The organism is Anabaena sp. PCC 7108, assembly GCF_000332135.1.
GTDB lineage: Bacteria > Cyanobacteriota > Cyanobacteriia > Cyanobacteriales > Nostocaceae > Anabaena.
The window spans coordinates 190,530-212,631 of the sequence record NZ_KB235896.1 but is presented as its reverse complement, the minus strand read 5'-3'; the positions used below and the strand labels follow the sequence as shown (position 1 = coordinate 212,631).

The following is a 22,102-nucleotide window of genomic DNA, read 5'->3' as shown; positions in this document are numbered from 1 at the left end:
TAGGAAAAAAAGACAAGGTGCATAAAAATAGTGATTGGTAAATGCTCGCTTTTTATCGGTCATATCCTCTCTGAGACGGCAATTACAGCTAAAAATTGGCACTTGTGAGAAAATATTGTTAAAGTACGTAAAGGTTTTTAACCCTTTTTTGTTTTTTAGAGGATAATTTTTCATGACCGCAACAACTCCCAGATTAAAGCACGAGGTTAAAGACCTCGCCCTTGCTCCCTTGGGAAGACAACGCATTGAATGGGCTGGACGAGAAATGCCCGTATTGAAGCAAATCCGCGATCGCTTTGAGAAAGAAAAGCCATTTGCTGGATTGCGCCTTGTAGCTTGCGCCCACGTTACCACAGAAACAGCACATTTAGCGATCGCTCTCAAAGCCGGTGGTGCTGATGCAGTTTTAATTGCTAGTAACCCCTTATCAACTCAAGATGACGTAGCTGCAAGTCTTGTAGCTGATCATGAAATTTCCGTATTTGCACAAAAAGGCGAAGATGCCGCTACCTATAGCCGTCACGTCCAAATCGCCTTAGATCATCGCCCCAACATCATTGTTGATGACGGTAGCGACGTGGTAGCAGAATTAGTTCAACACCGTCAACACCAAATTGCAGATTTAATTGGTAGCACCGAAGAAACCACCACAGGTATCGTGCGGTTACGCGCCATGTTTAAAGAAGGCGTTCTCACCTTCCCAGCGATGAACGTTAACGACGCAGACACCAAGCACTTCTTTGATAACCGCTATGGTACTGGTCAATCTACCTTAGATGGGATTATCCGCGCTACAAATATTTTGTTAGCTGGTAAAACTGTTGTAGTTGTCGGTTATGGCTGGTGTGGTAAGGGTACAGCCCTCCGCGCCCGTGGGATGGGTGCAAACGTCATCGTTACCGAAATTGACCACATCAAGGCTATTGAAGCCGTTATGGATGGTTTCCGCGTCCTCCCAATGGCGGAAGCAGCACCTTACGGTGATATCTTCATTACTGTCACAGGTAACAAGCACGTCGTTCGCGGTGAACACTTCGATGTGATGAAAGACGGGGCAATTGTTTGTAACTCTGGTCACTTTGATTTGGAACTTGATTTGAAATACTTAGCCGCTAATGCTAAGGAAATCAAGGATGTTCGTCCTTTCACTGAAGAGTATAAGTTGACAAATGGTAAATCCGTTGTCGTACTCGGACAAGGACGTTTGATTAATTTGGCTGCGGCTGAAGGACACCCCAGCGCAGTTATGGATATGAGTTTTGCTAACCAAGCTTTGGCTGTTGAATACCTGGTGAAGAATAAGGGTAGTTTAGCTGCTGGTTTGCACTCTATTCCTAGAGATGTGGATGAAGAAATTGCTCGTTTGAAGTTGCAAGCTATGGGCATTTTCATTGATAGTTTGACAGCAGCGCAAATTGACTATACCAATTCTTGGCAGTCTGGAACGTAAGTCATTAATTAGTTGATTTTTTGGGGATAGGCGTTTTGCTTATCCCTTTTTTTTCTCACTCAGAGGCGCAGAGGCACGGAGAGAGGATAGAATGGGATTGAGGGTGTTATTGTAAGTTTGTATGTCAGCAAAAGATTTTTTTCACAATGCAGTTAGGTTAGCTTTAGAAAAAGATGGTTGGTTAATTACTGACGATCCTTTAAGATTTATAGTAGATACTATAGAATTTCGTCTTGATTTAGGAGCGGAAAGACTTCTAGCAGCAGAAAAAGAAGGAGAAAAAATAGCAGTTGAAATAAAATCTTTTTTGGGAAAATCAGCGATTAGTGAATTTCATACAGCTTTAGGACAAACACTTAATTACCGTTATATTTTAGGAAGAGAAGCACCTGATCGTATTTTATATTTAGCAATTAGTTATGAAATCTATACAGCTTTTTTTCTGATACCTGTGATTCAAGAAATAATTGCTGAATATAAATTAAAATTATTGATATTTGAAACTAGGAAGGAGCAGATTGTTTTATGGAAGGAATAAATTACCCTGAATTAGTACAAACAGTATTAGCAAGACATACAGAAAGTCATTTAGCTAAGGGAACGGAAATACAATTAATACTTGATAATCAAAAAAATCACTATTTAGTAATTCATCTAGGTTGGGAAGGTGAAAAACGAACTTATGGTTCGGTGATTCATGTTGATATTAAGGATGGAAAAATCTGGATACAGTGTGATTTTACAGAGGAAGGAGTAGCTAATGAGTTGGTAGAGTTAGGAGTACCAAAAACAGATATTGTTTTAGGTTTTAGATCACCTTATGTGAGACAATTTACTGGTTTTGCATCGGTTTAGATTTTTTCTGTTTTTTATTAGTTTTTCTTGTGAATTTATTTAACGAACCACAAAGGCAGGAAGAACACGAAGAAAGAAGAGAAGAGTAAAAGGATAGTTATACAGGAATATAAATTACTTAGTATGACATCCAACTATTGCTACTTGTATCATCATCTGCTTCATCATCTGCTTCATCATTATCTATATATTCTAATAAATCTTGAACTTGATTGTCATGGTTGTAGAAAGTTATATTGTTATTTTTTAATGTAGAAAAGAATTGATTATTATTGTTCATATATTCGCTTTGGCTAACATTAGAAAAAAATCCTTTTATACTAGCTTCATAACATAAAAGCCAATTTTTAGAATATAAATTATTATTATAATCGTCGGGTGTGACTATACTTTTCCATTTCTCAAATTCAAATGTACCTCTAATAAGAGTATTATGATTTTGATATAAATCTAAAGCGACAAGTGCAACAACAGAATCCTCTAATTCACAAATTGCCTTAAATGTGTTTTCTTCAATTGGTATATTCAGCGTCTTACTTAGCCACAATGCCCATGAGACTTCATGACTATGATTCAAAATACTATGACGTAAAATTAGCGAATTAATAGTTAAAGATATTCTTTCTTTGTTTAAGTTATATTCTAATTTAGAATATGCCCATAGTATTTCCGTAGCGATAACTAAGGCGTTAGGTGCGAATAAGATTGATTGCAGTATAAACGCTTCATAAATTTCCCAATTCTCGGATTTTATTTTAGTTTTACTAATTCTACGAAGACCATATTTAATTACAAAATCATCTGTAAATATTTTGGAATATTCAAATAATTTACTAAAATAAGTTATAAGATCATTGCGCTGTTCTGTTTTGTTTTGATTATCAATAGGATGTCTTCTCATTTCTGAAACCCAAATCGGCTCAATAGATTCAGGAAGTTCAACAATAAATGTTTTCTCTGAGTTAGTTTCTAATTCAAAATCGTGAAATATTTTATGTAGTTGAGAGAGTGCCAGTTCTGCCTCTGAAAGAGAGTTAAAATATAAATAATAATCATCCATATAACGAAATCCAGATAAAGTAGAACCTAATAGTTCGTTAAGTTTTTTATCTATAGCAGAACCAATAATTTCAGCTATAACTAATGATGAATCAGTTCCGATAGGAATACCTTTAGTTTGTTGCTCTTGCGTATTACGAACACAACGATCAATTTTATTGCCTATTGCACATTCTCCATCTTCCTTATTTTTATTTTTTTTGGAGATATATTTCCCATGAATCGCCCACGGAATACTATGAGTATAAATAGTAGAATAAAATCTTGAAATATCAGTATGAAGACAATAAGAATAACCTGATGAATGAATAACTCGCCAATCTAACAAATCTTTATAATTGGCAGATACAGCCCGTTTAATACTTAAATCAGGAATAGGAGAAGATTCCATACCTGGATAGGGTTCAGTTTCTGATAAGGATTGATTACTTCTGTCATAGCAAAAAAGTAATGGTTTATATAAAGGAGAAGTTTCGATCTTTTGTCTCAGAGTTGCCCAATTATCAGATAATGTATTACATAAGATGATTTGATGCAGAGGATTAGGAATTGCTAAATTACGACGAGAATATTTACTTTTTGGGAATGAATAATAAGAACACTGACTAAAATGTTTTGGTAAAGTGGCTTGAACAATATCGTTCACTTTATCAAGATTATTTGCAAGTCCTTCTGTTGTAAATGCTGGGACTAACTCTTTAGGAAAAAAACCACTGCTAATAAAATCTTTGGTCTGAATAAGGGGAGAATTATTTTCCGTCATTGTACTTGGGTAAAATATCTGTTTTAAGTCTTCAGTACAATTTAGCATGAAGTATTACAATGTCAATAATAAGACTCAATTTACTCTACCCAATATAATTCGCGTCTACACAGACAAAACCCGCCTTTGCGGGTTCAAAAATCTTGTTTTTAGTCCACGCAGGTGGACTTCGTTTGTATAGCCGCGATTTCTAATCGCCAGGGCTTTTTGTAAATACCCAAATTAATATACTATATATTGTAGTATAAATTTATCCCTATGTCAGCAAAAGATTTTTTTCATAATGCAGTCAGGTTAGCTTTAGAAAAAGATGGTTGGTTAATTACTAATGATCCTTTATCATTTACAGTAGATGGTCTTGACTTTAGAATTGATTTAGGAGCAGAAAGACTATTAGGAGCAGAAAAAGAAGGTCAAAAAATAGCAGTTGAGGTAAAATCTTTTTTAGGACAATCTGAGGTTACTGAATTTCATACAGCTTTAGGACAAACACTTAATTATCGTACTGTTTTAAGAAAAAAAGAACCCAACCGTATCTTATATCTAGCAATTGGTAATGACATATACAAAGAGTTTTTTCTAATTCCGTTTATTCAAGAAATAATTGCTGAACATAAATTAAAATTATTGATTTTTGAAATTATTAAACAGGAGATTGTTTTATGGAAGGAATGAATTATCCTGAATTAGTAAAAACCGTGTTAGCAAGACATACCGAAAATCATAGATCAGAAGGAACAGAAAAGGAGTTAATTTTTGATTGTGAAAGAAATAGTTATTTAGTAGTTCATGTAGGATGGCAGAATAACGAAAGGGCTTATGGTACAGTTATTCATGTAGATATTAGAGATGGAAAAATCTGGATTCAGCGAGATTTAACTGAAGAAGGTGTAGCTAGTGAACTGGTAGAATTAGGAGTACCAAAAACCGATATAGTTTTAGGTTTTAAATCTCCTGTTGTGAGGGAATTTACTGGTTTTGCAGTGGGTTAGTTGTAGGTTGGGTTGTTCGCGTTAGCGTTGCGGAGCAATGGAACGTTCGCGTAGCGTGCCGTAGGCATAACCCAACATCTTTATTACTTAAAAAATAAGGTATTATCTAAGATAAAATATCACTTTAAATTTTTTATGTCAGCAAAAGATATATTTCACAATACAGTTAAAATAGCCTTAGAAAAGGAGAATTGGCAAATTACTGATGATCCTTTATATTTGCGCCTAACAGCATTAGTTAAAATTAGGATAGATTTAGATGCAGAAAAGTTAATTGACGCTGAGAAAGATAATCACAAGATAGCCGTAGAAGTAAAAAGTTTTCTAGGACTTTCAGCAATTTCTGAATTTCATACAGCTATTGGTCAATTTTTAAATTATAGGATAGCATTAGGACAGCAAGACCCCGAAAGAATATTATATTTAGCTATATCTCAAGACATATATCAAGAGTTTTTTACTGATAGTTTCATTCAAACTGTTTTACAAACTTATGAGATTAAATTATTAGTTTTTGACATTAATAAGGAGGAAATAGTGTTATGGAAACCTTAAATTATCAAGAGATAGTAAAAGATATTATCTCTAAATACGCAAAAGACCAAGCAGAGGAAGATTTAGAACACACAGAAATTGTGTTTGATACAGAACGGGATATTTATTTATTGTTATATACAGGATGGAAGGATGAAAATAGAATTTATGGTTGTCCCATTCATATTAGTATTAAAGATGGTAAAATTTGGATTGAAAGAGATTTTACGGAAGAAGGAATTCCTCATCAATTAGTAGAGTTAGGAGTACCGAAAACAGATATTGTTTTAGCTTTTAGATCACCTTATGTGAGACAGTTTACTGGGTTTGCATCGGTTTAGATTTCTGAATCAAAAATTACAGGATTTTCAGCTATTGATACTTAATAAACTACCATGACACAAAAAACCTATCCTCTAACCTTCGAGCAAATTCTTAATCTTGTGTTACAACTTCCCGCACAAGAACAAGAAGAAATTATCCAACAAATAAAGATCAACTCACCAAAAAATCAAGAAGAAGATTTAATGACTGTTTTTGATAGAATCGGTAGAAATGCTCAAGCAAAAGGACTTACAGAAGAAATTTTAGAAGAATTATTAGCTGATGAATCATAAACTAATTGTCATTGACACCAATGTTTTACTTAGTGCTGCACTCAGTCCAGATGGAACAGTCCGTAAAGCCCTAGATAAAGCCTATAAACAATTCAAAATAGCTCAAAGCGAGGAAACTTATCAAGAATTAAAAACACTAATTTATAAACCTAAATTCAATAAATATATCTCCGATGAAGAACGACAAGATTTTTTAGAAGTAGTCAAAAAAAATAGCCAATTTATAGAAATAAAAACTCAAATAGATATCTGTAGAGATTCAGATGATAACAAATTTTTAGAACTTGCAAAAGATGCCAACGCCGAATTTTTGATCACAGGAGATCAAGACCTTTTATCACTTAAAACTCTAGCCGAATATCAAAACCAGATTATTACACCGAGAGACTTTTTAAACCTTGATTAAATTATACTTATATTATTCAAATTGTTTTTAATATGTATTTTCATCCTTGTATTTCTCTCGCTTGACGCAACTTATCCCGCAATTGTGAAATCACAACATCTCCATCAATACCTTCACCTCTATCCAATTGTTCAATAGCAACATCAACCTTTTCCCGTGTTTCCTCCACCCAATTCTGATAACCCTTATCCCACTCCAAAAGCAACTTCAAAGCCTTACTAATTACATCTTCAGGATTTGTATATCTACCCGTTGCAATTTGCGCTTGAATAATTTGCTCTAATTCCGGTTTAATTTGAATAGTCATAATTTATCCTGGTATTTGACCTATATATATTTTATAACACTTCTCTTTCTTTGCGTCTTTGCTCCTTTGTATCTTTGCGCGAAATAAAAATATTCATCCCAAAGTTAAAATACCTTCTGGAAAATCCACAACCAAACGCAAAAACTTCAACCATTCAGAACCTAATAAAACTTCTGTAATATTATCCCCTACATAAACAGGAATTTCATATTCCTTACCATCTAATATTACCTTACCTAAATAGATATTAAACCTTGATTCACCTTGTGCTGTTTGCATAGGTTCATTACCAAGAAAAACCCAATCAAGTCCATCTAAATCTTGGGTATTAATTGCCATAAACTTGGTAAAACCTGTATCTAACATCGCATCTACAGGCAAATGTAAACCATCAGCAGTAATCAAATCAATCTCAAAAAATAGCTGCCCCTCACCACCAAAATTTCCCTGAATCATATTCTCCCAGTCGTTCCTGTTTCATTTAAGCAAAACACATAATTCTTAGCATTTGGGTATTTTTCAAGGACTTTTTTATGAGCTTGGATATTATCTTGAGCAAGAAAGTATTCACCACTATTTGGTTCTATGCCAATATACCAACCATAGTGACTTTCAATATATTCAGAACGGACACGATCAAAAATTGCACGACAACGCTGATAAAATACTTCATCTTCCGCTTTTCGTCTAGCTAATTCTTCTGGTGAGATAGTCAATTCAGGAAAAATTCTTCCGCGTCGTGCTGGTTGTTTTGATGTTACGGGAGTCATATTTTTAACCTCAAATATAACTACTAGTTTAACTTAAATTGTGCTAATTAATCAAAGTCTGTAATTTGTTTTTATTATAACTTATTATTTGTTTTTGATAAATGCCAACTTAGCCCGCAATTGTGAAATCACAACATCCCCATCAATACTTTCTCCTCTATCCAATTGTTCAATAGCAACATCAACCTTTTCCCGTGTTTCTTCCACCCAATTCTGATAACCCTTATCCCACTCCAAAAGCAACTTCAAAGCCTTACTAATCACATCTTCAGGATTTGTATATCTACCCGTTGCAATTTGTGCTTGAATAATTTGCTCTAATTCCGGTTTAATTTGGATATTCATGATTTCACCTTATCATCATTAAAAGCTGCTGCTAACTCAGGATTAATAATAGCTATAGAACTTTCTTTCCATTCATAAATAATAGCATCAATCAAATCCCAAGCCTCATTAGAAATATCAGTTAAGCGAAAAGCCTCACTCACCTCTTTAATAAAATCTTGCAATTCATCCGCATCAAAAACCCGCAACCAACCATAAGGATGCTCATAACCAATTTCTTGACCTAACAACAACCGAAATGCCACCGATAACACCTCAAAAACAGCCTTACTTTGTATTACCCCTTTCACTAAATAAGCCACATCCTCACGACGCAACAGCGCAAAAGATTGGTCATTTCTAGTAATAGTAATTGGGTGTTCATAAGCTTTGTCTAGAATTCGTCCAGGTTGACTATTCAACTCAGTAGCTGTCACTAACTCATCTGAGTAAGCATTGCTAAAAATTGCCATTGACATGATACCCGCGTTTTCTAGAAACAAGGTCGATTTCTATTGCAAAAGTCTTTTTTTAGCTCTTCCTTTGCGTCTAGAGCGCCTCTGCGTGAGAAAAAATATCTCCAACCTCAACACCAGCAACTTACAACTTCTATTAGGCACAAAAAAACCCTAAACTAGGGTTGAAACTGAAATTAAATTTCACAAAAAGCTTAAAAAATTAAACACCATACAGATTCTGATAGTAAGCCAAAATTTGTTTGATTCTCTGTTGGCTTTCCTCATTAACATTTGTTGTCCCAGAAATCCACAAACTATCAACTTGACTTTGACTATAATCGAACTGCGAAGAAGTCTGGGAAATTAAATCCACCTCTATTCCTTCTACTTGACGCAAATGAGCTGCTATCTCTCGATATACAGCTAAAGGTAAATTAGGGAATTCAACTTTTTCTTTAATCTGCTCCATAAACTCCATAAAACTAATATAAAACCGGAAATCTCCGGTCATTAAACTTTATTTTCTGTTTTTTAAATTCTTTGTAAGGCACTCCCAAACTAGAGATAAACGATTAATCTGACCGCTTTTTTCAGATTGATAGCCGTATTTAAATCACAATTAGGTTTGAGAGCATAACAAAATTTTAAAGCGGTGTGACCATCGAAATAGGATTGCTAGTAGAAGCAGTCTTTGATGGCTGAGAGTTCATAGGTTTATCACCCACTGCTTTGGCTACTTCAATACCGTATTGTTCCAAAATTACAGTAGGATTAGAACCTCTATTCATCTCAATCCGTTTAATCAAAACACCATTACCTAATATTTGTCCTGCTTGTACATAGCGACTGGTTTTTTCGTCCAGTACTTTGATAATTGCCTGGGGTTCTCTACCAATCAAAACCACACCACTGACTACAATTGCTTTTGCCGCTTCAGGTTGTGGTTGCGGTGGCAATAAAGGCTTTATGGGCTGGGTAGCAACAGTTTGAGGTAAAACCTTAGGCAGAGGTGAAGTTATTCCAGGTTTAAGCTTAGGTAGAGTAGCAGTCTTGGGATTAGTATTTCTATTTTTGACCGCCGCTACATTTGTTTGTTTTCCTGAAGTTCTATTTTGCGATGTTTGCGTTTGTTGTGGATTAGTAACTTGAGTTGGTAGACGAGGTATTTTAGGAACTTCTAGTTTTGTATCTCCATTACCAGGCATTTGTGTAAATGTCGGCTTAACAATTTGGGCAAATGGATCAGGTCTTCCTTTTGGTATTAGACCCGGTTGCAAATCGCCGTTAGTTGATTGAATGATACCAGCATTACTTAAACCAACAGGGCTAGTAGCACTAGGAGGTACTACAGGATTGGGAAAAGTTGGATCTGTTGGTGGTTTCTGGGCTGCTACTTGGGGAGTTGGTACAGGGCTAGAAGTATTAGTAGCTTCTGGAGTTTCTCCTGAACTACATCCAGCGATCGCCAACATGAAAATAGCTGTAGCTGTAATTTGTGATTTTATACCCATTAGCCGTTCTCGAAAGCTATAGGAAGGTTTACTTATGGAAATTAGCACGCCTTCAATTGTTATTAGAGGCGAAGACTGTTTCCTTTATAGCCTACATTTTTACACTTTTATCGTTGTTTTTAACACTGTCAGTCCAGCATAACTACAGTTTGATCTGGTTTATTATTAATCTTCTGCTGCACCCATCAGATTTTTCAATAAATCCAGCCCTTTTTTGACTCTACGAGACACAGTAACCACACTAATCCCCAAATGCTCTGCGACTTGTTTCTGAGTCAAATCTTGCAAAAATACACATTCTAAAACCTCGCGGGTACGGTTCTCTAGCTGCACTAGGGCTTGTTGTAGACGCATTTGGTCTTCTTGGGCCAGTTGAAAGCTGCGGTAATGAGGATCTGGAACCAACTCACCTAAGGATGTAGCTCCTTCTTCCCCATCCTGGATTGGTACATCCAAACTCAAAGGAGAGCGGTTGACCCACGCTAATTTAACCTCTTGCCATTCACTCAGAGAGATTTCTAGTGCTGCGGCTAATTCTGAATCAGTTGGCTGACGGTTATTTTTTTCCCGCAAAGAGCGCGAAACTCCAATTGCTTGCTGTTGTAGTGCCAGCCATCGTCGGGGTATTCGCATAGTCACACCCTTATCTCTCAGATAGTGTTGAATTTCCCCGCGAATATATGGCATTGCATAAGAACTAAAGGCGTGTCCTTTAGAGAGTTCAAATCTTTCAATAGCCCTGATTAAACCTAAGCAACCGACCTGGAGCAAATCGTCATAGCTTTCATGGCATTGATTGATCCAGTAGTGAGCTTCTTTTCTCACTAATCCAAAATTTAGTTTCACTAGTTGATTGCGAAGGCGTTCTGAGGGATTTTGCTCATACTCTCGCAATAGCTGCGAAATCTCATGTTTTAGTTCGTTTGTGGCTGTAGTATGCATGGCACATTGGGTATTAAACAAATAATTGAATTGAGTAATTGCTTTTAAACCTTTTTCAGACATCGGCAAAGAGGGTACATATTGCACGATATCTAGATAAATGCTGCTCTTACAGAATCGGCAAGACCCTATGACAGAAAGAACTTTTTGCTAAAAAGCATTCCATCAGTAGGTTCAGAGTCCATCGTCATTTTGAGAGAAGAAATTGATATGTGTGTTTTTTTATTCAACTGAAGTTAGTCTGTCCAGTAGTTGATGGAACAATTACCCTAGAATCAAAATATACAATTAATGCTCCAATGTCAAACCGAGATCGTACTTAATTTAACAAACGCAATATGAGATTTACTTATAAGTATCTAGCAATAATATTCCTTATAGTTTTAGGTCTGTAAAAGTTTCTTATTGGTGATATTGCTTATTTAACTTGATTAAATTCATCTAATTTTGAAATAAAAAATGTAATCTACGTTTATTTACTGAGAATATAAACAAGATTGAGGATAATCTCAATTCACTTAATCAAAGCTACACATGAATTTTTCATCCCCGTGTCCTCTCATAATCGCATTTGCCTATTGGTATTACCCATAAAGTAAATAGGTATAAAATAGATGTTCCCAGATTCCTAAAAAAAACCAGATGCCTCCTGAAAAAAGAGGACATCTGGATTAACTAATACATCTATGTTGGTCGGACAATACCGGAAAAACCCATATCCCGCACCATAGCTCTCTTGTGTCAATAAGAGGATTTAGACTCCATTACCTTCAACGCGACCGTAGAATAAACCGCGAATCTTAACTTCTTTAGGCTCACCAGCACCCAAATCTGTGTCAGATGGCTGTTCACTCTCGAAAGTACCAGCTATTTCGCCACTAGCACTATCTACTTTAGCTACTCGTAAAGAAATTTTGCCACTCAGGATTTCTGCACGTTTGACGTTAGTGCGGGTTAACTCTTCATCATCTGCTTGAGCGGGAAGAGCTACAGCATTATCGTAACCAGAAACCACACCACGACCCTTAGGATCTAGAAAAGCAGCACCACGATAGGAAGGAACCTTAAAAGAGCCTTCAAAGTCCGTAGAGGTATTGATGCTGGTTGAATTAGGTTGTGTTTGAGCAACCAAGTTTTTGATGGTAAACAAGAAAGGAACTAGTTCACCACCAGGAAGTTTAACAGTGATGGCTTGGAAGTCAAGACCGTCTGCTTCTACAAAGGTCAAGCTATTGTCGGAATTGATTTTTAGGTTGCCTTGTACTTGGTCAATAGTTGATGTGTACCTAGTTAATAATTTACCAGGAACAAATTCTGCCTTCTGGCGTTTGTTAGCGGGTTCTTCTTTGACAAAGAAATTTGTTGGTTCTAAGCAAAGTTCTTTGATGGCATAGGACTGGCTGGCATCAAGTGCAATGGAACCACGACTTGTTTCTATCAGTTGAGGACACTTGTTAGCCAAACCAGTGCCTCGAATTTGTTCATAGGTGAGTAGATCCTTGCCACTCGAAGCAGGGGCATCACTACAAGCAGTGATTAGCCCTAAACATAAAGCCAAGAAAGCCACAATTAAAGCGCGATACCTCATGGTCAACCTCAATGTCAAAAATTAATATCTAAAGTTGTCTACAAAAAGAATACAGGAGTTCAGGAGTTCAGGAGCGCTTAGTAGGTTTCGCTTATACTTGTAGCAACAGCAGTGTTACCCAAATTATGCAGTAATATGTATGTATTTCCTGATGCTACACACATTCCATTGTTTAGATGGGGAAATCAGCCAGATCATACGATTTTTTTTAGCTCAAAATCAAAGCACTATATTTAGAAATAAGAAGTTATTGATCCTAGTTAGCTCCCTTAGAGGCTGTGTTAAGCTTTCAGTCTCTGTTTTAAAAGCGATCGCTTTTCTTTGAGGAATCAGCGTGCCGTGGGCATCGTCATTACTTTTCCTATCTTTAGCAATCATAAACCACGTCTACTTTGAAATCCTTAGTTTTTTCAGAATTGGGTTTTATTCCCAAATCTTATACTCTTCCCTGTTCCCTGTTCCCTGTTCCCTGTTCCCTGTTCCCTTTTCCCTTTTGAAAAACTCCAGTTCTCAACTTGGATGAGGTTTAGATGATATCTGGAAAATTTTCCTAGTGTAGGGGCATTTGTCATCAAAACCCTTCTATAGTTGGCATTTTCCACCCTAAGTGGATTTCAAAAATCAAATGGGAGTCCCATAAATTGAGCTTCAGTTTAGCCTGTAGTTTCACTTCACAAAGCAGTATTTAGCGGGTAACTGCAGAACTATAACTCTCTATAAACAATTAAAAATCCCAAATATTCGGTAAATTTGAGTTGATCTTGTACGCATGGAGAGATTTATATGAGCAACGGTAAAAATTCTGAGTTAGAGAAAATTTCTGATCAGTTACAAGCAATCGCTACAGCGGTAGAAGATGTCGCACAATTTTGTCAAGGTGATGTGATAGCTCTATTGGCTCTGCTGCGACAGTTAGAAAAATCACATAGAAATATTCGTGATGGAATGTTTCAAGATAGCTTACCTGATAACCGCCAGAGGCTCTACTCACTGCTCAAAGATATTCAGTCTGAGGGAGGTTGGCCTTATATCGAACGGATGCGACTACAAGCATTTTTAGTGAATTTGCCAGTGGAAGCTAGTCCAGAAGATACGGCGTTTCAGAAAACTCATGATGTTTTTCCAAGCGATGAATCTCTAGAATGGTAGATTAGGAAATAGTTTGGAGTTTTAAATTTATAAATTTATAGCTCTGCAATCAACTCTCAAGTTAGGGCTTGAGGTTGATGCTATTTTCTTGGCATAGTTATCTAGCAACAAGATAAGAATCGGACGCTCTTAGGGAACTCCAAAAAATAGATTGATTATTCAATTTCACGGAATCAAACCGACGTTTCCTTCCTCTGTGCTAAAAGCGATGAGATATTGTTGGATTTGGCCGTCCCTCAGTTGGGTTGAAGATGATCACCTCAGGCTGCGATATTGTCAAAGGTTTTTATGCATCTTTCTGATAAATTAATTGACTAGAAGAGCGTACCTAACTAAGTTAAACTAAAACCGAAAAGGGGTTTAAATGGCTGGCATAGTCTCAGTTTCTCGTAGGGATTTAGCCCAGCGTCGTAAGAAATTACGTCAGCAACGGCAAATAAAAATTCTTCAGACTATTTGGCGAACCTCCGCTGTTTGTGGTCTGGCAGGTGGATTACTATGGCTGACAATCCAACCCATGTGGGTACTAAAGGCTCCTACACAGATAGTGATGAAATCGGGCAAGCAATTGTTCTCAGAGCAAACTATTCGGTCACTGCTAGTGTTATCTTATCCTCAGTCGTTGTGGCGGATAGAACCAAATGCGATCGCAGAATCCTTGAAGCAACAACCAACTATTGCTCAAGCCACTGTCAGTCGCCGTTTGTTCCCTCCTGGATTAATTATCGAAGTTCAAGAACGTGTACCAGTAGCCGTCGCACAAACAAGCAAACAGCAAAAAACCATTGATTGTCGCGCTAACTCTCAATCCTCTGCAAATTCTCCTGGAGAAAATCCACAGAACTGCTCACCAAATAGTAGTACTGTCAGCAAAAAGGGTGACATAGGTTTAATCGATGCTCATGGGGTATTGATGCCCTTAGAAAAATACACTTTTCTTAATCCCACCGAAAAACTACCTAGTCTTAAAGTGATTGTCTCACCACAACAATCCCGTCCTTACTGGACTCAACTTTATCAAGCCATCAGCCAAAGTTCTCTGAAAATAACGGAAATTGATTACCAAGATCCTACTAATTTGATTCTGAAAACAGAATTAGGAAATGTGCATCTCGGTTTACCTAGTACCCAGTTACCTGAACAAATTAGGGTACTTGCCCAAATGCGTCATTTACCTGCAAAATTTAATCCTGGTCAGATAGAGTATATCAATCTCAAAAATCCCGATTTTCCCTCAGTACAAATGAACCAAAAACTTTATATTAAGTCTCAATCCCCCTAAAAACATCTGGTCTATTTGATTCAGTAAGCCTTGGTAAATAAACAAATTTTCTAGTCATCGAAATCCTTGCGAACATCACCATTTTTGCCACCAAAACAAACATTGGCATTAAGTTTTATTAAAATGACAGGATAAATGATAGAAACTCATTTGAGAGTAACAGATACTCAATTGTTAGCCTCACATCGGGTTGATCGAAATTAAGCGCGGGATGGGGGGAAATACCGCCTTAATTTTCAGGCTGAATTTTCAGGTGTTTTGCTACTGTGGCATGGGTTCAGACTTTTCTGCGCTGTAACTTCTGTTCATTAACACGGTGTGTCTAGTTATGCTGGCTATTCAAGGCTACTGATTAAGTAAGTAAGGTTTGTGTCTAAAGTTGTGATCATCCCTAATATCGATCATATGATTAATGCAGAGAAGATTGTCCGCGAACCATCTTTACAAGTTCTATGGTCTGGTGAGAATTTGGAGTGTGGAGTTGCTTTTACTCTGCTAAGGTGTATAAGAACTACTTTAAACTCCATAGGAGAATCAACTCCAAAATTAAGCCGAGTAACTTTTGAACGTATTTTACTCAATAAAAAGTTCAAAATTATACAAAAGTTTAAAGTATTTACTAGTTAATAGTACTGAATTAATCAACATTCATCGTCAAAACTATCACAAAATCAAACTTTGAGTAAAAATAGGGGAATCATATTGGAGATAATGCACGCATACTTGGATAGAGGAGGAATATATCATTGAGAATAGACCAATTGTCGAACATAGTTAAGTATACTTGCTGAGAATTTAGTGGTGCGATAGTCCATGTTTCAAGCGTATCCCATAGCTAATTATTGTACGTCCAATCCGGTTAAGTTTGTTCGTGTTGAGAACAATAAAAAATACTGCCACAATCTATGGCATGGTCAAACTATAGTTGACTCTTAGGTGAATAGCACCAGAAAAAGTCGTTTATCTACCTTTCAAAAATCCAATGACACTCGATAATAACCAAGAGCTTACCTATAAAAATTCGCAATCTGTCGGACAGCCAGGTTTCTCCCTCGCAGTTAACGCCAACAACCCCTTTAACAGTTCTGGGTTGAACTACGGAAATCATGATAGTAAGAAAATTACTGAAAATAGCCGTATTGGTGAAATTGTTCCTGGACGAGTTGCCAACATTAAAGTGATTGGTGTCGGTGGTGGGGGTGGCAATGCTGTTAACCGCATGATTGAATCTGATGTATCTGGGGTGGAATTTTGGTCAATTAACACCGATGCCCAAGCGCTTACCCTAGCTGGCGCTCCCAGTCGCTTGCAAATCGGACAGAAACTGACAAGAGGTTTAGGCGCAGGGGGTAATCCTGCTATTGGTCAAAAGGCAGCAGAGGAATCTCGTGATGAGATTGCTACGGCTTTAGAAGGTGCAGACCTAGTGTTTATCACAGCTGGTATGGGTGGTGGAACTGGTACAGGTGCAGCGCCAATTGTGGCAGAAGTGGCTAAAGAAATGGGCGCTCTTACTGTCGGCGTAGTCACACGTCCATTTGTATTCGAGGGACGGCGACGCACCAGCCAAGCCGAGCAGGGGATTGAAGGATTGAAAAGTCGGGTGGATACCCTGATTATTATCCCTAATAATAAGTTGTTGGAGGTAATTCCCGAACAAACGCCTGTACAAGAAGCTTTTCGCTATGCTGATGATGTGTTACGTCAAGGTGTGCAAGGTATTTCTGATATTATTACGATTCCAGGGTTAGTCAACGTTGACTTTGCTGATGTGCGAGCAGTTATGGCAGATGCAGGATCAGCATTGATGGGCATTGGTGTGAGTTCTGGCAAATCTAGAGCTAGAGAAGCAGCGATCGCCGCAATTTCTTCACCTTTGTTAGAATGTTCTATTGAAGGAGCTAGAGGAGTTGTCTTTAATATTACTGGTGGTAGTGACCTCACTTTACATGAAGTCAATGCTGCGGCTGAAACCATCTATGAAGTGGTTGATCCCAATGCGAATATTATTTTCGGCGCAGTAATTGATGACAGACTACAAGGAGAAGTCAGAATCACTGTTATTGCTACTGGATTTACAGGGGAAATCCAAGTTGCACCACAACAAAATGTGGCTAACACAAGAATAGTAACTCCAGCAAATACTAGAAAACCTACACCACAACCAACTGTTAATCAACCCAATCCAATTCCTGAGCCTAAAGAGAAACCCTCACTGGATATTCCTGACTTTCTCCAACGACGACGTACACCACCCAAAAATTAAGTAATTGTGGATTTGAGATTTTAGATTAAATTTGCAGTCTCAGTTGTGACAGAGTGCTGTATACAATTTCCTAGTTTTAGGGTTTATTTCACCAGGGAGGGGTCAGCAATTTAGTTGCTACCCCGAAGTTTTATGGTCTGCCAAATAAAAAATATCTCATTGCTTTTAAGGTAGGGAAGCAGGGTGAGGAAAAGTCGTTTTGATTTTGTGAAATTGGATAATTTATAGAAATTATGCTCTGATACAAAGACGCGGTTATAGATACATGAACACATATCAGTATCTCCGCGTCCTAGTTTAATTGAGTTGTTTTCTGTTTAGCTTCTGCTCAAGCCATTGAATGACCTGATCCCCAAGACGAGTACCATCTAGACGGTCAATCTCACGAATTCCCGTGGGACTGGTAACGTTGACTTCAGTCAGGTAGCCACCAATCACATCAATACCCACAAAAATCAACCCATCTTCGCGTAGTTTGTCAGCTAAGATGGTGCAGATTTTCTGCTCTGATGGAGTAATTTGGGTTTGAGCTACAGTACCCCCTGTGGCCATATTATTGCGAAAATCACTGCCACTAGAAAGGCGATTGAGCGCCCCAATCGGTTCACCATCCAGCAAAATAATCCGTTTATCTCCGTCTTTTGCTGCTGGTAAATAGTTTTGTACCATCACAGGTACTCGACCTTGGAGGGTACTAAGTTCAACAATGGAATTGAAATTGCGATCGCCTGATTGCAAAAATAAAATCCCCTCTCCAGCTTTGTTACCCAGCGGTTTGAGAACAGTTGCTCCCTTTGCTGCCACAAATTCGCGGATAACTTGTTTGTCAGCACTGACAATCGTTTCGGGAATACATTCGGTAAACTGAAGAGCATACATTTTCTCATTTGCACTTCTGATACCACTAGGGCTGTTAATTACCAGGGTTTTATTTTGGTCAATGTAATCCAAAATGTAAGTAGCATAGAGGTAGGAATCATTGACAGGTGGATCTGTCCGCATAAATACAGCATCCATTGATTCCAAGGAAGTTAAAACGCTAGAACTTAACTTATACCAGGGATTTGCTGCTATCCAACGTCCCTCTACTAACTCCACTGGTACAAGTTCTACCTGCTGTAGCAAAGCCCAAGCTTTACTCTCCACTACGTTCAGTAGGTTAGCTTGAGTTATCCAAACTTCATGACCTAGAATTTGCGCGGCTTCCATGAGAGCAATACTTGTGTCATGGCATGGATCAAGCTGATGGATGGGATCTATAATGAAAGCCAGTTTCACCCTCTTTACCTCAATCACCTTTGAATGTAATGGTTGGTCAATTTGTCGCTAGATATTGCTTTTGTGGTACTTTTTAACTTAAACGTTATGACCAGCAGAAAGCAATCCATCTAACTTGCCTTGACTATCTAAAGCGTGAATATCATCACAACCACCAATGTGATCATCATTAATAAAAATTTGCGGTAAAGAGCGTCTTCCATTTGCCCTTTGAGACATTTTAGTTCTTGCTACTTCATCTCCATCAATGCTGTATTCGATGAAATCAACTGCTTTGTTCTTTAGCAAGCCTTTAGCACGTATACAAAATGGGCAAGTACTCCAAGTGTAAATTTCTACTTTTGCTGTCATAAATATCCAATATTTAATCAAATACTTCTTAATTTTAAACTGTTGCTACTCCAGTCTAAAAAAAAAGGAGGCTAATTCCTTCTTTAGATGGAATTCAAGCCGCCCCTTTGCTGTTATGAACATCCCTCATATCTAGAATTTAAGCTACTAGCAGAGACTGTTTCTTTACCACTCTTAGCGCACCCACAGCGAATAAAGCAAGAGCAAATGCTGTGTTAGGTTCAGGTACTTTTTTTGGTGGTGGTGGTGGTGCAATATAATAGGTGGCAGCTTCGTTTAAATTAGTTCCGTATTGAAAACGAATGTTGCTAATCTTTTTTACATCAAAGGCAGTGGGTAACCCTGATAAAACAAACGTTGCAGAGTTGTTAACAAAAGGATTTTCTGTGATTGGTTTATTCGCACTGCTGTCGTAGCCATTTATTATGCCATACGCCTGTTGGGTCTGGCCTCCTATGCCCTGAAAAATACCTAAGCCAGCAGTACCAAGACCGTACTTTTGAGTTACTGCTACAGCGCCAGGCTTAGAAACATCTCCACCTAAGCCACCCTGACTGTTAGTAGAGGCAAATGCCCATTCAGGACTATAAGTAGTCTCTGTAGTAGTTTTCCCTTTTTTAGTTGTACTAGTAGTTGTACCAATCTTCAGAAGATCAACATTACTAGTATTAGTACCATTTTGAGTGACTGTTGCTGCTTTAGCTGAGGCCAAGGATAAGTTTAAAGGGGAAGAACCATTGTAGTCCCAAAAAAGTGAAGTCAGAACATCAGAAGGAGCTTTTGCACCTGCCCCAATATTAGTAAGGGTGATAGTCAATTGACCTGGGTTTAACGAATCATCAAAAATAACTGATGAGTTGAGACTGCTGTTGGTTGCTGAGTTAGTACCTGTAGCAGAAAAGGTCATACTAGCTGCGTAGGCTTGAGGCATTTGGGAAACCATGACTACAGTTAAAGATGAAACTCCGATAGCTACATAACTTAGTATTTTGTGAGAGGGTCTTGTTAACATTTACGATACGCTCCAGTAAAAGTGCTTTTATTTATTTGTAAAACTTATTACTAATGGATATAGTTTGGCACAACTATATTCTCAAGTCTATGTTTCAAAGGCAACTTTATAAAAGATTTAATTAACCATTAAACGGAGTGTATGTTTACGTATACTGAATACTTGATTTTGATATAAATAAGCTCAATTATATAGATATTTTACGTAAATAAATTACGCAATTGGCATATTAGGAGATTGGGTCAAAATCGATTATTCGGTAATAATCAGTAGATTTTCTGCATTTGAGGCAATTTAAAAAGGACAAAAAATAAACTTAATTTCTATTGTTGTCAACATCTTTACTGAACTAAACAGAATAAATAAATTCCGTACTTGGTGAGAATACGGAATTAATAATCATAGGTTCATTTAATTTTCAGTATTTACCGATCATCAACAGCATATTCAATCAACTGGGACAGACGATAACGTAGAGTCTCTAAACCTAAACGCTGACTAGCGGAGATAAATATCGCTAGAGGAAACTCTTCCTTGGCTAAAGCTAGTGTCTCGCTACTAACTTGGTCAATTTTGTTAAAAGCAACTAAGGCCGGACCGGGAGTTATGGGCATTTGGGCGAGAATTTCTCTAACTGCGCGAATATGACTCAACCAAGCAGGATGGGATAAATCCACTAAGTGTAGTAGAGCATCAGCTTCTGTAACTTCCTCTAAGGTAGCGCGGAAGGCATCCATTAAGGAGGGAGGTAACTTGTGAATAAACCCTACTGTATCTGTAATTAGAGTTTCCTGGGGTTCATTAGTATCCGCATGAGGAATGACCAAGCGGCGTGTAGTGGGGTCGAGTGTGGCAAAAAGTTGGTCGGCTGCGTAAACTTCGGCATTAGTGAGAGCATTGAGCAAAGTAGACTTACCAGCATTGGTATAACCCACTACAGCAACAGAAGGAACTTCTCGATGTTGTCGTCTTTGACGTAATCGACAACGATGTGCTTGCAACTGGTTAACTTCTTGTTGCAGTCGGGAAATCCGCTTTTGAATGCCCCGTTTTTCTGTTTCTAGTTTTGTTTCACCAGGACCCCGTGTCCCAATCCCACCACCTAGTCTGGACATGGATTTACCTCGACCGGTGAGTCGTGGCAGCATATATTCTAACTGTGCTAGTTCTACTTGTAATTTACCAGCACCAGATTGGGCGCGTTGGGCAAAGATATCTAAAATTACTTCTGTACGGTCAATGACTCTGACCCCAATTTGTGCTTCTAGGTTGCGGACTTGAGCGGGTGAGAGGTCACGGTCAAAGACGACAAGATTGGCTCCCAATGTTTGGGCGGTGAGGGCGAGTTCTTGAACTTTGCCTTCACCAATAACGGTTTGGGGATGAATGCGCGATCGCTTTTGTTGTAGTATTTGCAAAACGTCTCCACCTGCCGTATCCACTAACCGCACTAATTCGGCGATTGTGTCCTGGAATTGTTGACCAGTGGTACTATCAGTGATTACACCGACAATGACGACGCGATCATGATCTGCGTCTACTTCTTGGGCGGTGTATTCCCGGCTAAATTCCTCTTCTAGACTTTCTACCAAGTCCAGAAAATCTTGTTCTGCGATCGCATCTAAACTCAAAGGTGGCGATATGCTAGAGTACGAAGCTGAGTCTGGGGTGCTAATTCCCTCAGAATCGGTTAAAACTAGCTGTTTACTATTGGCTACTAAGTGAGCTAGATAAGCTTCTTTCACATAGCCCGTCGCACCACCACCCCGCTTTGTAAATCCCGTGCCAGTAATGTTCAACACTACTAGAGCATCTAATCGTTGCAATGCCATTGCCGTCAACGCCGATTCATTGGGTGGTTCTGGCTTGAGGTGAGTTGCTATACAACGAATACCACTCAGACGTTCTGCACCGTAACGTGGCAGTTCTAGGGGTGGAATTTGGGTTTGACGCGGATTACCCACCCCAACTCTAATCACTTGTCCGCGACGGTTGAGGTAGGCACATATTGGCTGATTTAGTTCTGTGCTAATTGCGGCCAGACGCTGGGCGAACTCGGATGTTGTGATGCAATCGCCCGATATGCGCTGGTGGTACAGCCGCTGTAGTTGTTTCAGCTGGCTGGACTTTAAACCTTGGAGATTTCCGAAGATGGTCTCTATAGAAGTTTATGACCAGTTAACTGGCC

26 protein-coding genes are annotated in these 22,102 nt (G+C 38.1%); 12 read left to right on the top strand and 14 right to left on the bottom strand.

What is annotated here, in order from left to right:
- Positions 1-172: 172 nt before the first annotated feature.
- The 3 genes from ahcY to ANA7108_RS0101700 all read left to right on the top strand — a co-directional run bounded on the left by ahcY (position 173) and on the right by ANA7108_RS0101700 (position 2,305).
- Entirely contained in the window at positions 173-1,450 is a 1,278-nt protein-coding gene (gene ahcY / locus ANA7108_RS0101710; protein ID WP_016949027.1) for an adenosylhomocysteinase, read from the top strand.
- Between the two features lie 121 nt (positions 1,451-1,571).
- Positions 1,572-1,988 (top strand): XisH family protein, encoded by a 417-nt coding sequence (locus tag ANA7108_RS0101705; RefSeq protein WP_016949026.1) that lies wholly within the window; start codon positions 1,572-1,574, stop codon positions 1,986-1,988.
- Positions 1,976-2,305 (top strand): XisI protein, encoded by a 330-nt coding sequence (locus ANA7108_RS0101700; protein WP_016949025.1) that lies wholly within the window; start codon positions 1,976-1,978, stop codon positions 2,303-2,305. The genes ANA7108_RS0101705 and ANA7108_RS0101700 overlap by 13 nt, the downstream gene beginning before the upstream one ends.
- Positions 2,306-2,423: 118 nt before the next feature.
- On the opposite strand, the gene ANA7108_RS0101695 is transcribed toward ANA7108_RS0101700, so the two are convergent.
- A complete protein-coding gene (locus tag ANA7108_RS0101695; protein ID WP_016949024.1) occupies positions 2,424-4,127 on the bottom strand; it encodes an RNA-directed DNA polymerase in 1,704 nt (567 codons plus the stop codon).
- A 258-nt stretch (positions 4,128-4,385) separates the two neighbouring features.
- Here ANA7108_RS0101695 and ANA7108_RS0101690 point away from each other — a divergent pair, with 258 nt between their 5' ends.
- The 6 genes from ANA7108_RS0101690 (at position 4,386) to ANA7108_RS0101665 (ending at position 6,676) form a co-directional block, all read left to right on the top strand.
- Entirely contained in the window at positions 4,386-4,802 is a 417-nt protein-coding gene (locus ANA7108_RS0101690) for a XisH family protein (protein ID WP_016949023.1), read from the top strand.
- A complete protein-coding gene (locus ANA7108_RS0101685) occupies positions 4,790-5,119 on the top strand; it encodes a XisI protein (protein ID WP_016949022.1) in 330 nt (109 codons plus the stop codon). Before ANA7108_RS0101690 ends, ANA7108_RS0101685 begins: the two co-directional genes overlap by 13 nt.
- Before the next feature lie 135 nt (positions 5,120-5,254).
- Positions 5,255-5,674 carry a XisH family protein gene (locus tag ANA7108_RS0101680; RefSeq protein WP_016949021.1) on the top strand — a complete coding sequence of 140 codons (420 nt, stop codon included), beginning with the start codon at positions 5,255-5,257 and terminating at the stop codon, positions 5,672-5,674.
- Complete coding sequence (locus tag ANA7108_RS0101675; RefSeq protein ID WP_016949020.1) at positions 5,662-5,994, top strand: XisI protein; 333 nt, start codon at positions 5,662-5,664, stop codon at positions 5,992-5,994. The genes ANA7108_RS0101680 and ANA7108_RS0101675 overlap by 13 nt, the downstream gene beginning before the upstream one ends.
- A 54-nt stretch (positions 5,995-6,048) precedes the next feature.
- A complete protein-coding gene (locus tag ANA7108_RS0101670; RefSeq protein ID WP_016949019.1) occupies positions 6,049-6,270 on the top strand; it encodes a hypothetical protein in 222 nt (73 codons plus the stop codon).
- Positions 6,260-6,676 (top strand): putative toxin-antitoxin system toxin component, PIN family, encoded by a 417-nt coding sequence (locus ANA7108_RS0101665; RefSeq protein WP_016949018.1) that lies wholly within the window; start codon positions 6,260-6,262, stop codon positions 6,674-6,676. Before ANA7108_RS0101670 ends, ANA7108_RS0101665 begins: the two co-directional genes overlap by 11 nt.
- 40 nt (positions 6,677-6,716) lie before the next feature.
- Here ANA7108_RS0101665 and ANA7108_RS0101660 read toward each other — a convergent pair whose 3' ends face one another.
- The 9 genes from ANA7108_RS0101660 to ANA7108_RS0101620 all read right to left on the bottom strand — a co-directional run bounded on the left by ANA7108_RS0101660 (position 6,717) and on the right by ANA7108_RS0101620 (position 12,576).
- On the bottom strand, positions 6,717-6,983 hold the full coding sequence (locus ANA7108_RS0101660) for a type II toxin-antitoxin system ParD family antitoxin (protein ID WP_016949017.1): 267 nt from the start codon (positions 6,981-6,983) through the stop codon (positions 6,717-6,719).
- A 93-nt stretch (positions 6,984-7,076) separates the two neighbouring features.
- Positions 7,077-7,439 carry a hypothetical protein gene (locus ANA7108_RS0101655; protein ID WP_016949016.1) on the bottom strand — a complete coding sequence of 121 codons (363 nt, stop codon included), beginning with the start codon at positions 7,437-7,439 and terminating at the stop codon, positions 7,077-7,079.
- On the bottom strand, positions 7,436-7,753 hold the full coding sequence (locus ANA7108_RS0101650) for a hypothetical protein (RefSeq protein ID WP_016949015.1): 318 nt from the start codon (positions 7,751-7,753) through the stop codon (positions 7,436-7,438). Before ANA7108_RS0101650 ends, ANA7108_RS0101655 begins: the two co-directional genes overlap by 4 nt.
- An 84-nt stretch (positions 7,754-7,837) precedes the next feature.
- Positions 7,838-8,098: a type II toxin-antitoxin system ParD family antitoxin gene (locus tag ANA7108_RS0101645; RefSeq protein ID WP_016949014.1), complete on the bottom strand. Its 261-nt coding sequence runs from the start codon at positions 8,096-8,098 to the stop codon at positions 7,838-7,840.
- A complete protein-coding gene (locus ANA7108_RS0101640) occupies positions 8,095-8,556 on the bottom strand; it encodes a hypothetical protein (protein ID WP_026103930.1) in 462 nt (153 codons plus the stop codon). The genes ANA7108_RS0101645 and ANA7108_RS0101640 overlap by 4 nt, the downstream gene beginning before the upstream one ends.
- Before the next feature lie 199 nt (positions 8,557-8,755).
- Positions 8,756-9,046 carry a hypothetical protein gene (locus ANA7108_RS0101635; RefSeq protein WP_016949012.1) on the bottom strand — a complete coding sequence of 97 codons (291 nt, stop codon included), beginning with the start codon at positions 9,044-9,046 and terminating at the stop codon, positions 8,756-8,758.
- 133 nt (positions 9,047-9,179) lie between these two features.
- The gene (locus tag ANA7108_RS0101630) at positions 9,180-10,094 is read right to left on the bottom strand and encodes a hypothetical protein (RefSeq protein ID WP_237741472.1); all 915 of its coding nucleotides are present in this window, start codon (positions 10,092-10,094) and stop codon (positions 9,180-9,182) included.
- A 117-nt stretch (positions 10,095-10,211) separates the two neighbouring features.
- Positions 10,212-10,988, bottom strand: coding sequence for an RNA polymerase sigma factor SigF (locus tag ANA7108_RS0101625; RefSeq protein WP_026103928.1), 777 nt, complete (start codon positions 10,986-10,988; stop codon positions 10,212-10,214).
- A 754-nt stretch (positions 10,989-11,742) separates the two neighbouring features.
- Positions 11,743-12,576, bottom strand: a complete 834-nt coding sequence (locus ANA7108_RS0101620; RefSeq protein WP_016949009.1) for a photosystem II manganese-stabilizing polypeptide — start codon at positions 12,574-12,576, stop codon at positions 11,743-11,745.
- Positions 12,577-13,359: 783 nt separating this feature from the next.
- Between ANA7108_RS0101620 and ANA7108_RS0101605 the strand changes: the two genes are divergently transcribed.
- The 3 genes from ANA7108_RS0101605 (at position 13,360) to ftsZ (ending at position 17,273) form a co-directional block, all read left to right on the top strand.
- The gene (locus ANA7108_RS0101605) at positions 13,360-13,725 is read left to right on the top strand and encodes a hypothetical protein (protein ID WP_016949006.1); all 366 of its coding nucleotides are present in this window, start codon (positions 13,360-13,362) and stop codon (positions 13,723-13,725) included.
- A gap of 364 nt (positions 13,726-14,089) precedes the next feature.
- On the top strand, positions 14,090-15,007 hold the full coding sequence (locus tag ANA7108_RS0101600) for a cell division protein FtsQ/DivIB (protein ID WP_016949005.1): 918 nt from the start codon (positions 14,090-14,092) through the stop codon (positions 15,005-15,007).
- Positions 15,008-15,989: 982 nt separating this feature from the next.
- A complete protein-coding gene (gene ftsZ / locus ANA7108_RS0101595; protein ID WP_016949004.1) occupies positions 15,990-17,273 on the top strand; it encodes a cell division protein FtsZ in 1,284 nt (427 codons plus the stop codon).
- 297 nt (positions 17,274-17,570) lie between these two features.
- On the opposite strand, the gene gshB is transcribed toward ftsZ, so the two are convergent.
- The 4 genes from gshB to hflX form a co-directional block, all read right to left on the bottom strand.
- Positions 17,571-18,551 carry a glutathione synthase gene (gshB, locus tag ANA7108_RS0101590; protein ID WP_026103927.1) on the bottom strand — a complete coding sequence of 327 codons (981 nt, stop codon included), beginning with the start codon at positions 18,549-18,551 and terminating at the stop codon, positions 17,571-17,573.
- Between the two features lie 78 nt (positions 18,552-18,629).
- The gene (gene grxC / locus ANA7108_RS0101585; protein ID WP_016949002.1) at positions 18,630-18,902 is read right to left on the bottom strand and encodes a glutaredoxin 3; all 273 of its coding nucleotides are present in this window, start codon (positions 18,900-18,902) and stop codon (positions 18,630-18,632) included.
- Between the two features lie 139 nt (positions 18,903-19,041).
- The gene (locus ANA7108_RS0101580) at positions 19,042-19,914 is read right to left on the bottom strand and encodes an XDD4 family exosortase-dependent surface protein (protein ID WP_016949001.1); all 873 of its coding nucleotides are present in this window, start codon (positions 19,912-19,914) and stop codon (positions 19,042-19,044) included.
- Between the two features lie 425 nt (positions 19,915-20,339).
- Positions 20,340-22,076 (bottom strand): GTPase HflX, encoded by a 1,737-nt coding sequence (gene hflX, locus ANA7108_RS0101575; protein WP_026103926.1) that lies wholly within the window; start codon positions 22,074-22,076, stop codon positions 20,340-20,342.
- Positions 22,077-22,102: the final 26 nt, after the last annotated feature.

Bases quoted from the DNA above. Each gene is read 5' to 3' on its own strand.
- ahcY (WP_016949027.1), top strand. From the start codon at position 173: ATGACCGCAACAACTCCCAGATTAAAGCACGAGGTTAAAGACCTCGCC.
- ANA7108_RS0101705 (WP_016949026.1), top strand. From the start codon at position 1,572: ATGTCAGCAAAAGATTTTTTTCACAATGCAGTTAGGTTAGCTTTAGAA.
- ANA7108_RS0101700 (WP_016949025.1), top strand. From the start codon at position 1,976: ATGGAAGGAATAAATTACCCTGAATTAGTACAAACAGTATTAGCAAGA.
- ANA7108_RS0101695 (WP_016949024.1), bottom strand. From the start codon at position 4,127: ATGACGGAAAATAATTCTCCCCTTATTCAGACCAAAGATTTTATTAGC.
- ANA7108_RS0101690 (WP_016949023.1), top strand. From the start codon at position 4,386: ATGTCAGCAAAAGATTTTTTTCATAATGCAGTCAGGTTAGCTTTAGAA.
- ANA7108_RS0101685 (WP_016949022.1), top strand. From the start codon at position 4,790: ATGGAAGGAATGAATTATCCTGAATTAGTAAAAACCGTGTTAGCAAGA.
- ANA7108_RS0101680 (WP_016949021.1), top strand. From the start codon at position 5,255: ATGTCAGCAAAAGATATATTTCACAATACAGTTAAAATAGCCTTAGAA.
- ANA7108_RS0101675 (WP_016949020.1), top strand. From the start codon at position 5,662: ATGGAAACCTTAAATTATCAAGAGATAGTAAAAGATATTATCTCTAAA.
- ANA7108_RS0101670 (WP_016949019.1), top strand. From the start codon at position 6,049: ATGACACAAAAAACCTATCCTCTAACCTTCGAGCAAATTCTTAATCTT.
- ANA7108_RS0101665 (WP_016949018.1), top strand. From the start codon at position 6,260: ATGAATCATAAACTAATTGTCATTGACACCAATGTTTTACTTAGTGCT.
- ANA7108_RS0101660 (WP_016949017.1), bottom strand. From the start codon at position 6,983: ATGACTATTCAAATTAAACCGGAATTAGAGCAAATTATTCAAGCGCAA.
- ANA7108_RS0101655 (WP_016949016.1), bottom strand. From the start codon at position 7,439: ATGATTCAGGGAAATTTTGGTGGTGAGGGGCAGCTATTTTTTGAGATT.
- ANA7108_RS0101650 (WP_016949015.1), bottom strand. From the start codon at position 7,753: ATGACTCCCGTAACATCAAAACAACCAGCACGACGCGGAAGAATTTTT.
- ANA7108_RS0101645 (WP_016949014.1), bottom strand. From the start codon at position 8,098: ATGAATATCCAAATTAAACCGGAATTAGAGCAAATTATTCAAGCACAA.
- ANA7108_RS0101640 (WP_026103930.1), bottom strand. From the start codon at position 8,556: ATGTCAATGGCAATTTTTAGCAATGCTTACTCAGATGAGTTAGTGACA.
- ANA7108_RS0101635 (WP_016949012.1), bottom strand. From the start codon at position 9,046: ATGACCGGAGATTTCCGGTTTTATATTAGTTTTATGGAGTTTATGGAG.
- ANA7108_RS0101625 (WP_026103928.1), bottom strand. From the start codon at position 10,988: ATGCATACTACAGCCACAAACGAACTAAAACATGAGATTTCGCAGCTA.
- ANA7108_RS0101620 (WP_016949009.1), bottom strand. From the start codon at position 12,576: ATGAGGTATCGCGCTTTAATTGTGGCTTTCTTGGCTTTATGTTTAGGG.
- ANA7108_RS0101605 (WP_016949006.1), top strand. From the start codon at position 13,360: ATGAGCAACGGTAAAAATTCTGAGTTAGAGAAAATTTCTGATCAGTTA.
- ANA7108_RS0101600 (WP_016949005.1), top strand. From the start codon at position 14,090: ATGGCTGGCATAGTCTCAGTTTCTCGTAGGGATTTAGCCCAGCGTCGT.
- ftsZ (WP_016949004.1), top strand. From the start codon at position 15,990: ATGACACTCGATAATAACCAAGAGCTTACCTATAAAAATTCGCAATCT.
- grxC (WP_016949002.1), bottom strand. From the start codon at position 18,902: ATGACAGCAAAAGTAGAAATTTACACTTGGAGTACTTGCCCATTTTGT.
- ANA7108_RS0101580 (WP_016949001.1), bottom strand. From the start codon at position 19,914: ATGTTAACAAGACCCTCTCACAAAATACTAAGTTATGTAGCTATCGGA.